This window comes from Borrelia nietonii YOR (assembly GCF_023035795.1).
GTDB classification, from domain to species: domain Bacteria; phylum Spirochaetota; class Spirochaetia; order Borreliales; family Borreliaceae; genus Borrelia; species Borrelia hermsii.
The window spans coordinates 1-12,733 of the sequence record NZ_CP073155.1 but is presented as its reverse complement, the minus strand read 5'-3'; the positions used below and the strand labels follow the sequence as shown (position 1 = coordinate 12,733).

The window sequence follows — 12,733 nt, the reverse complement described above, 5'->3', positions numbered from 1 at the left end:
AATAATAGAAGGCCTAAAAGCCTTTTGTTTTTGTCTATATAGTCTCCGTTTATTTTGGTGAGTTTACTTGTTATATTTATAACTAAAATGATATTACGGAATATATGTAAAGATTTACGATGTCTAAACCCTGCTTTAAGAAACAATGCTTGAACCTACTTGCAATCTCACTTATATTAATTCTATTATCTTTAAATCTAATCTTACTTTTTTGAAAAAGATAAGTACGCCTTTTGTCTTTTCCTTTGCTTGCAAAATGTTCTTGATGTATTTGCATAATAGCATCAAATTCAGACTTACTAATAACTACTTCTCTTATGCAGATACTACTTCTCTTTTTTGCTACATTAACACGAAGAGAATAGAATACCTCGCCATCGCTGCTTGTTTCTTTTGATACATCAGATAGTCTTACATTTTGTATCTCAACACCTCTGCAACCAGTAATACTTAAGATATATACAAACCATCCAGAGATTGGGTTGATTTGTATAAGCTTTTTTATACATTTTTTTACTAGTCTGATTGTTTTGTCATTTAGATAGAATCTTGCAGGAGTGTTTTTTGATTGTTTTGAAGCTTTATTTTTATTCTTAAGTGTGCTTTTAAGTTGTGACAATTCTTCATTGAGACGTTCATTTTGCTTTATTAGTTCATTAATAAAGTTAAGATTACTCTTAGTTAAGGGTTCCTTTTCATACATTTTATTGTTAACTAAAGATTTAAAAATATTTAAAATTAGTTATAAAAATGTTAGCAAATACTAGTATGCAAAGTCAAATTTAGAAGTGTTTCATTGCATATAAAATATCCCCTCTAAGGTACTTTATGTAAGGGGAAAAGGTGTTTTTAGAGGTTGTAGCACAAGATATATAGCATACTTTGTGTTATATTAACAAATACTTAAAAATATTCTCTACATATACTCTATTCCTTATTTTAGTAGCTTTTCATTTTGCAATGGTACGTATTGCTCTTTAAAATTTAATTGTCTTCTCTTTGTTAACCAATTGTTTACTTTTTATCTTCTTTTGCCATTTTTGTAATCAGTTTAATTTATTTATCTTTACTACTTTTTCTAACAATTTTTATTCGTTTATTTTACTTATTTGTTTTCTTCTTCTTTGTTTGTAGCTTTACTCTCTTAAATCTTCCTTTCTTAAATCTCTCTTTCTTAACTTTTGTCTTTGATTATAAACGGTTCATTTAGCCACCTGCTCCTGCTCCACAAGCGCTTATGGCATTTTCTTTAAATTGATCTAACTTATTTTCAATTCCACCTCCGAAATATGCCTTTACTAATGTTTTAAAAGTACTTTTCCCCTCATCATTTCCATTACATTTTTTAGCTTCGGTATTTATATGTTCAAGTGAGCCTTTAACTTTGCTTTCATCTTGTTTTAGAATTTCATTTAGCTTATTATCATCACCCAAAGCATCTTTTAAGAAATTTAATCCTTTCTTTTGTTCTTCTGTTAATTTTTCTCTTAATGCTTCCTCAGGTGTTTTTTGTACTTCTTGTGTTGCTTCTCCTGAGTTCCTTTTATTTCTACTTTTTATTTCTTTATCCTTATTGTTATCTTGACCGCAATTACTAATTAGTAGTAATAAAACCAAAATAAAATTAATTTTACTCATGTAAATCTCCTTATCTTTGATATTTGTGATTTAAACAATATATAGCAGTTTTTCTTATATTGTATGAGCCTCTTATAAGTCTTAATTGTTTTTGTAAAGTTGATTGTTTTGTTATAGAGTTTATGTTACTTTGTGTTAGGTGTTATTAATCTATATTAGGGTTAAAGAGATATGAGAAGAGTAAAGAAGTCATTTGATGATTATGTTGTGTATTTTAAAGAATGCAGGCTTAATGACGCACAAATAGCAAAAGAGCTGGGAGTAAGTCGTGTTAATGTAGGAGAAATGAGGTGCAAGTGGGAGGAGGTTAAGGATGGCCCTGAATACGTTAAAGAAACCGCTAAGCTTACTATTCGTGAGGATACTTTCAATAATATGCTTGCACGTAGGAATTCAAGAAATATTGCAGAAGTATGGGAAGCATATAAGAGTATGAATGGACTTAAGAGAAAAGATTTTGATTTTAAGTAATTTTATGATGTTAGAGAGTGTTGTTAGTAGGGCTCTTATTTTTGAGGGGTATGTAATATTGCCCCTGATCTTTTTTTAAATTTTTGCTATTAATTCTTTATTTCGTAAAAATTTAGCCATTTTCGTTAAGTTGGCATCACCAACTTCAATTTTGTGAATTTTTGTATTAAATGGTGTGGTTATTTTGCAATGTTTAATGAGGTTGCATCATTAACGTCAACATCCAAATTGTTAATGTTCGTATAATGGGAATAGCTAAGCTTGAAGAGCATTGGGAGTGTATTAGAGCCTTGTAAAAGGCACGAAAAATGAGAAAAAGAATAAGAGCAATAATAATGACTTTATTTATGGTATTAGTAAGCTGTAATAGCGGTGGGGTTGCGGAAGATCCTCAGAGTAAATTTTTAAAGTCAGTAATAGACTTAGGGAATGATTTTTTAAATGTTTTTACATCATTTGGAGATATAGTTTCCAAGGTATTAGGATTTAGTACAGAGACAAAAAAATCTGATGTTGGGGCTTATTTTAGACAGTACAAGGTACTATACAAGGTACTAAGGACAAGCTTAATAAAATTGTGCTGACATGAAGAGAGAAGGAAATCCTAATGCTTCTGCAACTGAGACTGCGGTAAAAACACTAATTGATAATACTCTTGATAAGATAATTGATGGGGCTAAAACTGCTAGTGAGGCTATTGGAGATGCTAGCGACCCAATTGGCAATGTAGGCGCCACTAATGTTGCAGGTGCTTCTGGAACTGGAGTTAATAATCTAGTAAAAGGAATTAAGTCAATTATAAACGTGGTACTTGGAAAAGAAGGAAGCGCTGAGGCAAGTACCGATAAAAAAGCCGACGGTCTTACCTCAAGAACCAATAATGGGAGTGGTGAAGCAGGAAAACTATTTGATGCTGCTAATGCTGGAGATGCTAATAATGCAAAAAAAGCAGCGGTTGATGCTGCTAAAGCAGTTGGAGCAATAACAGGTGCTGATATATTACAAGCTATTGCTAAAGGTTCTGAAGGCAAAGCTGCTAAATTAGCTAAGAGTAATGATGGCAATGTTGGTGTTTCCCCTAAAGATGAAACTATAGCAAGAGCTATAGCATTAAGAGCAATGGCTAAAAGTGGTAAGTTCGCTGGTCCTAGTGCTGATGCTGTTGAGTATGCTCCCGAGGTTAAAGGAGCAGCAATAAGTGCAGTTACTAAGGCATTAGATACATTAACTATTGCAATAAGGAAAACAATTGATGCGGGACTTAAAACAGTTAAAGAAGCTATGAAAATTAATCCTAATGATATTCCTATAAGTCCTGAGCAGAGTACCCCTAAAGCTACTACTAATAGTCAGTAAAGAATTATTAATCAAAAAATCAGTACTAAAAATAATAAAGTCGCTTAAAGGAAACACTTCTCTTATTTTTATGAGGCAGACAGGAAAGATGTTTTCTTGTTAAATTAGGTAATATAGCATTAATATCATGTAATAATGGAGGTCCAGAGCTTAAAAGTGACGAAGTGGCTAAGTCTGACGGAACAGTACTTGATTTGGCTAAAATAAGCAAAAAGATAAAAGAGTCTGTTGAGTTTTCAAAAGATGTTAAAGAAGTTCATACTTTGATTAAGTCTATTGATGAGCTTGCTAAAGCTATTAAAAAGAAAATTCAAGCAGATGGACTTAAAGATGATAATGATAATCATAATGGTTCATTAGTTGCTGGGGCATTTAGTGTGGCATTGGATATACAAACTAAATTGGTAGCTTTGGAAACAAAAACAGATGATAATGAACTTAAAAAACAAGTTACTGCTGCAAAGACTAAGAGTAATGAGTTAATCAATAAATTAAAAGGGCAGCATGCTGACCTTGGTAAGGCAGATGGTGCTGTTACAGAAGCTCATGCAAAAGAAGCTATAAAGAGAGATAATGCCACTAAGGATAAAGGAGCAAAGGAACTAGGCGAGCTCAACAAATCAGTTGATGAGTTATTAAAGGCTGCTAACGCAGCAGTAGAAGCTGCAATTGCAGAGCGCTTGCAACTCCTGCCAAGGTGGTTCCTGCTCAAAATAACTAACTGAGGGAATAAATAATTTAAGTAGTTATTATAAGGTAAGTTATTAAGCAAAAAGGTAAGAGCTGGGAAAAATAAAGTCAAAAAAAGAGATCCAGGAGGCACGTAAAGAAATGAGAAAAAGAATAAGAGCAATAATAATGACTTTATTTATGGTATTAGTAAGTTGTAATAGCAGTGGGGTTGCGAAAGATCCTAAAACTGTGTATTTAACATCTATAGCTAATTTAGGTAAAGGATTTTTAGATGTTTTTGTGACTTTTGGAGATATGGTTGCGGGTGCGTTTGGTATTAAGGATGATACTAAAAAGAGTGATATAGGGAAGTATTTCACCGATATTGAAAAAACTATGACAACAGTTAAAGAGAAGTTGCAAGATGAAGTTGCAAAGAATGGTAATTACGTAAAAGTTAAAACAGTTGTTGACAAGTTTATTAAAGATGTCTTAGACAAGATTGCAGCAGGAGCAAAGGAAGCAGCTAAAGGTGCAACAGGAGAAGATAAGATTGGTAATGCTACTTCTGCTGGGCATGGAGCCAGTCCTGCTGACAAGGACTCTGTGATCTCATTAGTTAAAGGAATTAAGACTATTGTTGATGTGGTATTAAAAGATGAGGGGGATGCAGGAGCTACTAAAACAGGAGAGGATAAAAAGGACATTGGCAATCTATTTGCTGATGATAATGGCAAAGCTGATGCCAAAGAAGAAAATATTGCAAAGGCATCAGCTAGCATTGGTGCGGTGACTGGTGCTGATATCTTGAAAGCTATAGCTAAATCTAAAGAAGATCCTACTGCAAATAATACTGATGGAATTGAAAAAGCTAAAGATGCATCAGAGATTGCTATTGCTCCGGCTGTTGCTAACAAGAAAGAAATTAAAGATGCAGAAGCGAAGAAAGATGCAATTATTGCAGCAGGGATTGCTTTAAGAGCTATGGCAAAGGACGGTAAATTTGTTGCTAATAACAATGCTAAAGATGCTGATGCAATAAATGGAATAGCAGCAAGTGCAGTAGGTAAAACATTAAGCACCCTTATTATTGCTATTAGAAATACAGTTGATAGTGGATAAAAACAATAAATGAAGCACTAGCAGCTGTTAAGCAAGAAGATAAGTCAGCAGAAGCAACTAATCCTGCAGAAGCAACAACTAATGGGCAGCAAGCGAATAACTAGTTAAGGGTAAATATAAAGGATAAAGTTATTGTAAGGGAATAAATAAGTTAAGTAGTTATTATAAGGTAAGTTATTTTGAGAAGGTTTTTCTGCCTTAACAGGAGTTGTAAGCTCTGCGATTGCAGCTTCCACTGCTGCGTTAGCAGCCTTTAATAACTCATCAACTGATTTGTTGAGCTTAATAAGTTCAGAGGCTCCTTTATCCTTAGTACCATCTGATACATCTATAGCGGTCTTGGCATTAACATCAGTAACACCTTCTTTAGCAAGATCAGTATGCTTTGATTTTACTTGGGTTACGAATGCTTCACTTTCTTTCTTAACCATGCCAACCTTTGTCTTTAATTCATCAGAGATTCCAACGATTTGCTCTAATGATGTTAATTTAGCTTTTACAGTCAGTATTACTTGAAATACCCCTGCAATTAAAGATCCATTATGGTCCTTCTCGTCCTCAAAGTTACTATTATCATTTTTAATTTTCTTACCAATAGCTTTAGCAAGTTCATCAATAGACTTAACCAAAGTATGAACTTCTTTAACGCTTGCTGCAAAATCACTAGCATCTTTTATCTTTTTACTTATCTTTGCCAAATCAAGTACTGTTCCGTCAGACTTAGCCACTTCGTCACTTTTAAGCTCTGGACCTCCATTATTACATGACATAAATACCATAAATAAAGTCATTATTATTGCACTTATTCTTTTTCTCATTTTTTTACGTGCCTCCTTTTAACTTATGCATTACCTTCAGCATCAGAACTATCGTTAGCTAATAGTTTCCTGTGCCGAAAACAAGAAAAGAGTTTCCCTTAAATGACTTTATTTTTTCTGGCTCTTACCTTTTACTTAATTAACTTATCTTACAATAACTACTTAACTTATTTATTCCCTTAGTTAAGACTTAGCAGGGGTTGTAAGCTCTGCAATTGCAGCTTCTACTTCACCCTCAGCTGCCTTTAACAACTCACCTATTGATTTGTTAAGTTTAACAAGTTCAACACCACCTTTTTCTCCAGCAGGAGTATTTACTTGATCTATAGCTTTTTTTACATGCTCATCCGTAGTCTCTGCTTTAGAAATATCAGAATCTGCTTTTATTTTATCCACAAATTCTTTACATTTACTCTTAGAATCAGTAATCTTTCCTTTTAGCTCTTCAGAAATTTCAGGCGTGTCCCCTAATTTTTCCAATTTAGCTTTCACAGTCAACATTACTTGAAATGCTCCTGCAACTAACTCTCCATTCTTATTATTTTTACCATTATCCACTTCAAGGTCTTCGGAATTTTGCATTTTGCTTAATTTTCTTTCCAATAGCTTTGGCAAGCTCATCTATTGACTTAACCAAGGTCTCTACTTCTTTAACACTTGCTACAAAAGTACTAGCATCTTTTATTTTTTTACTTACTTTTGCTTAATCAATTACTATCCCATCAGATTTAGTTACTTGACCTTGCTCTGCTGGTCCTGCACTACCATAAGATACAAATAAAACAAAGTCATTGTTCTCGCACTTAATTTTTTTCTTTCCAACATCTACCCCAATTTCCCTCTTGCCCTTACCACACATTTAGCTTACTTTTAAAGTATTTAATTATTTGATTACAATAAAAACATGCTCTTAATATCATACTTACAATTATTTATATTCAATCTTTACTCATGTAAATAATTTGATATACAATCAAACACTCCCTAAATAACATCAGAAGCTAAGAGCATTACGCTCCTAGCTTCATATTCCTTTTTGACTTTATTTCTCCCTGCTCTTACAGCTTACTTAATTAACTTATCTTACAATAACTTTATATTTTTAGTTTTATGATTTATTTAATAGTTGGTTGAGCAGTGCCAGATTCAGTAGCTTCAGTAGTAGTTTCAGAATATTGTATTCCCTTAACAGATTCTCTTATCTTATCTAGATTGCTACTTACTGTTTTCCTAATTATAAAATCAAGTACTCCTAATACCTTATTTACTGCACTTACTGCTGCTGCTTTAACTGCTTCAGTATCTGCAGCATTAGCACTGAATTTACCACCTTTAGTCATTGCCTTAAGAGCAACAGCAGCTGCTAAGTCTGCATTAGTTTTAGCACCAGCTGCAGCATCAGCCTTGTCATTAGAAGCAGCTAGTGCACCAGCTTCATTATCGGCACCGTTAAGTTTATCAGGAGCAGTAGCCTTAGCATTTTTAATTTTATCAATCATAGCCCATGGATCTGCTTTAGCAACTTCAACTGCTAATTTATCACCAGCTCCAGCAGAAGCCTTGGCAGTATGACCACCAAGAACAGCAATAGCATCAGTATCAGCATTAGCAGCGGCTATCTGATTACCTGCATTTCCAGCTTTAATCTTTACATCAGACTTCTCTGCTACATCAATAATTTCTTTAACTCCTGCAATAATAACTTCAACTCCATTCTTATCAGCAGCACCAGGAACAGCAATCAGCATTATCACCAATATTAGTATCACCAGCTTCCTTAGCAACCCCAGCAAGTTTAATTAGAGCAGCAATTAGTTGTTCAAAGACATCACTAGCACTGTTAATTGCACTCTTAACAGCTTCAATTGTGCTGCTATTAGCATTCTTTGCTTCAGATATTTCACCTGATAGCTCGTTTAACTTATCCTTAGTAGTTGTAAGTTCATCTCCTATTTTCTTAAAGTGTTCACCTACTTTACTTTTCTTGTCACCAGATTTAACAGTATTAAATCCTAATGCATCCTCTATTGCATTTCCAAAAATGCCAAAAATCTCTTGAAACCCATGTCCTATCTTCACTAATGAATCTAAGAAAGAATTTTTAGATTCAGCAGCCAATTTAACTTCTCATTTTTCATTACAACAATATAGAAGACATCCTGGATTTATCTCTAAGATTGCCTTTTACTCTAATTACTTAATAATTTAATTCTAACTATCTAGTTTATTGCTGATCTGTAGATTTTGGAGATCTTGCCTCATCCATTTTTTCTTTTGCTGTTTTAAGCACATTCTTTGCTGTCTTTTTAATTATATCCTCCACTGCTACTAACAGCTTATTTACTGCAGTTACTCCTATGCCTTGTACTTCTTTCTCTCCTCCTGCATTATTAGCTGCTGCTCCAGCTCCTAGTTTACCTGTCTTAACCAATGAACGTAATGCTATCCCCCCTGCTACAGCTGCTGCTTTTGGATTAGCACTATTTGATAGGTGAGCATCTGATCCTCCTTTAGCAAATTTCAATGAAGTTGTATTTTCATCTGCATTCGCTGTTAACGCTGCATCACTTTCTCCTGATCTAACTATTGAGTCTAATATCTCCTCACCACTTACTGCTGCTAATATTATTGCAGCTTTACCTGCATCAGTTGCTGATGGATTACCACCACTTGTAGCCAATATCTTAGCACCATCCTTATTATCTACTCCATTTACTGTCAATGTTGTAGCTCCTGCTTGTAATGCTTTAACACCTACATCTGTTGCTATTTCCACTATTCCTTTCAATGCCCTAAACATTTCTTTTAACTGAGCATCGTCTGACGCTGTTCCTGTACCCTGAACATTATTTGCATAACCTATTACATTAGTATCGCCTACTTGTCCTAAAGATTCTAAATGGCCTTTTAATTTGCTTAAAGTAGCCTTAGCAGTATCAACTGCATCCTTAATTCCCTTGTTTAGACCACCTTTATCAAGCTCTGTCTCTGAGTTTTTTACTATCTGTTCTAACTCTTCTGATGCTTTTCCAAGCTTATCACCTAAGCTGTTAAAATAACCCCCTACATCCTCTTTTTTTGTAGTTGATTTAGCAGTAAAGCCTAATGTATCTGAGAGTAACTCTAAAAAAGAATAAAAAGCATTCTCAGCACTTCTACCTACCTCCATTAGCACTGCACTTAAACTTCTCCCTCCTGTAGCTGCTGCACCACCATTAGCAGCATCAACAGCCTATTGTCCACAACCCATAAATAGAAAACTACAAATATAACAATACTCATTAAGGTTTTATTTGTGACTTTTAAAAAATTCTTCATACTATTGAAACTCTGAACAATCAGAGGGTAGGTAAAACAAAAGGAAAACGAATCTCATAAAGAGAGAAAAGTTTTCCTCAAATGACTTTATTTAGTTATGTATATTGTTATTAATTCTGATTATTGACCTTTAGTTTCAGAAGTTTGTTTATCAGTAATTACAGGAGTATCAGTAGAATTAAATTTTATAGCATCTTTAACAGTTTTAAGTCCCGCATCAATAGTTTTTCTTATTGCTATTGTAAGAGTACCCAATGCCTTAGTTACTGCACTTAAAGCTGAATCTTTAACTATAACAACAGCATCAGCAGCATCATTATTACCAGCAAATTTACCACCCTTTGCCATTGCACGCAATGCTATAGCCCCTGCTACAATTGCATCTTTAGCACCAGCACCAGCAGCAACATTATTATTAGCAGTATTATTCTTAGCTAATGTAGCGGCTTTACCACTAGAACCTTTAGCAATAGCTTGTAATATGTCAGCCCCAGTAACAGCCCCAACAGCTTTAGCAGCATCAGCTGCTGCTTTTTTCGCATTTGCAGCTGCATTACCAGCCTTATCATTACCAAATAAATTACCTGCATCATCACTATTATTAGCTCTTACACTAGAACCATCTTCTGCTTTTTTATCAGTACCAGCATCAGGATTTCCTTCTTCAAGAACTACATCTACAATGCTTTTAATTCCCTTAACTAATTTATCAACCTCCCCAACGGCACCACCAGAATCAGCAGCAGCCATATTGCCAAGTAATTCATCACCTTCAGCACCCTTTACAGCATCGTCTGCCCCTTCTATTATTTTATCAAGAGTATTAGTAATTAGAGCTTTTACAGCAATACCTGTAGCATCTGCATTAGGATTATTTTCGGATTTCATGTCCTCTACAATTTTCTCAAGGGACCTCTTAGTAGATGAAACAGTATCATGAACGGTCTTAAAGTAAGCTGCAACATCAGATTTTTTTGTCTCTGTACTAAAACCTAATACCTTGGAAACTATATCTCCAAATGATGTAAACACATTTAAGAAGTCATTACCTAAGTCTATTACTGACTTTAAAAATTTACTCTGAGGATCTTCCGCAACCCCACCGCTATTACAGCTTACTAATACCATAAATTAATTACTGCTCTAATTAAACTTGCTGAGACTGCTAAATAGGCTGGTAATGCTGATATTGGTGATGCAACTACTGATAATAATGCTCAGGTGCTGATGAAGCTAGTGTAAAAGCTATAATTGAAAGTGTAAAGACAATTATTGATGTAGCAGAGAAATCTGGCATAGAAATCAAGCCTGGGGCAATTTTGGTAGACCGGTGGCTAATGGAGATGGGCCTAAAGCTCTAATTCATAACGCTCAAGCTGGTGCAGGTGATGATGCAAAGCTAGTAGGTGAAGCATCAAAAGCCGACCCATGGGCAATGATTGACAAGATTAAGAATGCTAAGGCTTACTGCCCCTGCTGCTAATTCTGAAGTCGGAGTACTAGCTACTGCTACTAATGGGCAATAATGCTGCCGGCAGTGCAGTTACTAATGCAGACTTAGCAGCAGCTGTTGCTCTTAAGGCTATTACTAAAGGTGGTAAATTTACTCAACCTGATAATAATAAAGGTGGTGCAGTTAAAGCAGCAGCAGTAAGTGCAGTAAATAAGGCATTAGGAGTACTTGATTTTATAATTAGGAAAATAGTAAGCAGCAATCTAGATAAGATAAGAGAAGCTGTTAAGGGAATGCAATATTCTGAAACTACTACTGAAGCAACCAAATCTAGTACTACTACACAACCCGCTGTTATTAAATAAATTATCTAATTAAATAGTCTAAATAAAGTCATTTTAGGAAACTTTTCTTTTCATGAGATTTGTTTTCCTTTTATCTATATCTATCTCCCCTGAGAAAAAAGGAGGCACGTAATAATGAAAAGAATTACTTTAATGCGTTATTAATGACTTTGTTTTTACTTTTTAGCTGTGGGAGTAGTAGTACTAACGCTGAGGATCCTAAAACTGTATTCTTAACTTTTATTGCTAATTTAGGTAAAGGATTTTTAGATGTTTTTGTGACTTTTGGAGATATGGTTGCGGGTGCGTTTGGTATTAAGGCTGATACTAAAAAGAGTGATATAGGGAAGTATTTCACCGATATTGAGAGTACTATGACAACAGTTAAAGAGAAGTTGCAAGATGAAGTTGCAAAGAATGGTAATTACGTAAAAGTTAAAACAGTTGTTGACAAGTTTGTTGCAGATGTTTTAGACAAGATTGCAGAAGGGGCTAAAATTGCTGCTAGTGGGGCTACTGGCACTAGTAGTGAGTTAATTGGGAGTGCTACTAAAAATTCTGGTGCTACGGCTCCCAAAGCGGATTCAATAAACACGTTAGTTAAAGGGATTAAAACTATTGTTGACGTGGTTTTGAAAAAGGATGAGGGGAGTGCAGAGGCTACAAAGACAGCAGAAGATGATAAAAAGGATATTGGCAAATTGTTTAGTACCACTGCTGATGATGGAACAGATGCAGAGGCAGCAGCTAGTGCATCAATTGGTGCAGTAAGTGGTGCTGACATCTTAAAAGCTATTGCTAAGTCGGGCGAGGCTGCTACTGCTGGTGATATTAAAATTAATGAAGCAAAGAATGCAGCAGAGATTGCTGCTACCAATAAAGCTGATACTAAAGAGGCTAAACAGAAAGATGCAGTTATTGCTGCGGGAATAGCATTAAGAGCAATGGCAAAGGATGGTAAATTTGCTGCTAAGAATGAAGAGAAATCTGCACATGCAATAAATGGAGTAGCAGCAAGTTCCGTTGGTAAGACATTAAGTACTCTAATAATAGCAATAAGAAATACAGTTGATAGTGGATTAAAAAAGATAAATGAAGCACTAGCTACAGTTAAGCAAGAAGATAAATCAGTAAAAGCAACTAATACTGCAGAAGTAACAACTGATGGGCAGTAAATAAAGAACTAGTTAAGGGTAAATATAAAGGAAGTTATTGTAAGATAAGTTAATTAAGTAAGCTGTAAGAGCTGGTAAAAATAAAGTCAAAAAGGAATAGGAAGCTAGGAGCGTAATGCTTTTAGCTTCTAATGTTATTTAGGGAATGTTTATTTGTATATCAAATTGTTTATATGAGTAAAAGATTGAATATAAATAATTGTAAGTATGATATTAAGAGTATGTTTTTATTGTAATCAAATAATTAATACTTTAAAAGTAAGCTAAATGTGTGGTAAGGGCAAGAGGGAAATTGGGGTAGATGTTGGAAAGAAAAAAAGCAATGGGCAAGCGGCAAGGGGATTTGTACTATTAAAAACTAAATTA

At 34.5% G+C, this 12,733-nt stretch carries 10 protein-coding genes and 5 pseudogenes; 6 read left to right on the top strand and 9 right to left on the bottom strand.

The annotated features are described in order from the left end of the window. Positions 1–82: 82 nt before the first annotated feature. Both bhYOR_RS06385 and bhYOR_RS06380 read right to left on the bottom strand, forming a co-directional pair. Positions 83–703, bottom strand: a complete 621-nt coding sequence (locus bhYOR_RS06385; RefSeq protein ID WP_051480173.1) for a hypothetical protein — start codon at positions 701–703, stop codon at positions 83–85. A 503-nt stretch (positions 704–1,206) separates the two neighbouring features. Further along, positions 1,207–1,638: an Mlp family lipoprotein gene (locus bhYOR_RS06380; protein ID WP_025434345.1), complete on the bottom strand. Its 432-nt coding sequence runs from the start codon at positions 1,636–1,638 to the stop codon at positions 1,207–1,209. Positions 1,639–1,809: 171 nt separating this feature from the next. Here bhYOR_RS06380 and bhYOR_RS06375 point away from each other — a divergent pair, with 171 nt between their 5' ends. From bhYOR_RS06375 to bhYOR_RS06360, 4 genes and pseudogenes are all read left to right on the top strand, one after another. After that, a complete protein-coding gene (locus tag bhYOR_RS06375) occupies positions 1,810–2,109 on the top strand; it encodes a DUF603 domain-containing protein (protein ID WP_025434346.1) in 300 nt (99 codons plus the stop codon). A 308-nt stretch (positions 2,110–2,417) separates the two neighbouring features. Continuing rightward, a pseudogene (locus bhYOR_RS06370) lies at positions 2,418–3,465 on the top strand (variable large family protein). 164 nt (positions 3,466–3,629) lie between these two features. Next, entirely contained in the window at positions 3,630–4,190 is a 561-nt protein-coding gene (locus tag bhYOR_RS06365; protein WP_330378875.1) for a Vsp/OspC family lipoprotein, read from the top strand. Positions 4,191–4,296: 106 nt separating this feature from the next. After that, positions 4,297–5,363, top strand: a pseudogene (locus bhYOR_RS06360) (variable large family protein). Here the strand turns inward: bhYOR_RS06360 and bhYOR_RS06355 are convergent. The 7 genes and pseudogenes from bhYOR_RS06355 to bhYOR_RS06330 all read right to left on the bottom strand — a co-directional run bounded on the left by bhYOR_RS06355 (position 5,364) and on the right by bhYOR_RS06330 (position 10,523). Beyond that, complete coding sequence (locus tag bhYOR_RS06355) at positions 5,364–6,077, bottom strand: Vsp/OspC family lipoprotein (RefSeq protein ID WP_025434376.1); 714 nt, start codon at positions 6,075–6,077, stop codon at positions 5,364–5,366. Positions 6,078–6,260: 183 nt separating this feature from the next. Beyond that, positions 6,261–6,680 carry a Vsp/OspC family lipoprotein gene (locus bhYOR_RS06350; protein WP_281506153.1) on the bottom strand — a complete coding sequence of 140 codons (420 nt, stop codon included), beginning with the start codon at positions 6,678–6,680 and terminating at the stop codon, positions 6,261–6,263. Continuing rightward, entirely contained in the window at positions 6,637–6,762 is a 126-nt protein-coding gene (locus bhYOR_RS08165) for a Vsp/OspC family lipoprotein (protein WP_281506155.1), read from the bottom strand. Before bhYOR_RS08165 ends, bhYOR_RS06350 begins: the two co-directional genes overlap by 44 nt. Positions 6,763–6,780: 18 nt before the next feature. Next, complete coding sequence (locus bhYOR_RS06345; protein WP_241763819.1) at positions 6,781–6,936, bottom strand: hypothetical protein; 156 nt, start codon at positions 6,934–6,936, stop codon at positions 6,781–6,783. Positions 6,937–7,192: 256 nt separating this feature from the next. Next, positions 7,193–8,198 (bottom strand): annotated as a pseudogene (locus bhYOR_RS06340) (variable large family protein); the annotation flags it as partial. A gap of 103 nt (positions 8,199–8,301) precedes the next feature. Further along, a pseudogene (locus bhYOR_RS06335) lies at positions 8,302–9,395 on the bottom strand (variable large family protein). A gap of 120 nt (positions 9,396–9,515) precedes the next feature. Continuing rightward, positions 9,516–10,523, bottom strand: a complete 1,008-nt coding sequence (locus bhYOR_RS06330; RefSeq protein ID WP_025434175.1) for a variable large family protein — start codon at positions 10,521–10,523, stop codon at positions 9,516–9,518. Between the two features lie 95 nt (positions 10,524–10,618). Between bhYOR_RS06330 and bhYOR_RS06325 the strand changes: the two are divergent. Beyond that, a pseudogene (locus tag bhYOR_RS06325) lies at positions 10,619–11,213 on the top strand (variable large family protein); the annotation flags it as partial. A 143-nt stretch (positions 11,214–11,356) separates the two neighbouring features. After that, positions 11,357–12,367: a variable large family protein gene (locus bhYOR_RS06320; RefSeq protein ID WP_247088522.1), complete on the top strand. Its 1,011-nt coding sequence runs from the start codon at positions 11,357–11,359 to the stop codon at positions 12,365–12,367. The last annotated feature ends 366 nt before the right edge of the window (positions 12,368–12,733 follow it).

Coding starts and splice junctions, on each gene's coding strand:
- bhYOR_RS06320 (WP_247088522.1), top strand. CDS start 11,357: ATGACTTTGTTTTTACTTTTTAGCTGTGGGAGTAGTAGTACTAACGCT.
- bhYOR_RS06380 (WP_025434345.1), bottom strand. CDS start 1,638: ATGAGTAAAATTAATTTTATTTTGGTTTTATTACTACTAATTAGTAAT.
- bhYOR_RS06375 (WP_025434346.1), top strand. CDS start 1,810: ATGAGAAGAGTAAAGAAGTCATTTGATGATTATGTTGTGTATTTTAAA.
- bhYOR_RS06385 (WP_051480173.1), bottom strand. CDS start 703: ATGTATGAAAAGGAACCCTTAACTAAGAGTAATCTTAACTTTATTAAT.
- bhYOR_RS06330 (WP_025434175.1), bottom strand. CDS start 10,523: ATGGTATTAGTAAGCTGTAATAGCGGTGGGGTTGCGGAAGATCCTCAG.
- bhYOR_RS06355 (WP_025434376.1), bottom strand. CDS start 6,077: ATGAGAAAAAGAATAAGTGCAATAATAATGACTTTATTTATGGTATTT.
- bhYOR_RS06345 (WP_241763819.1), bottom strand. CDS start 6,936: ATGTGTGGTAAGGGCAAGAGGGAAATTGGGGTAGATGTTGGAAAGAAA.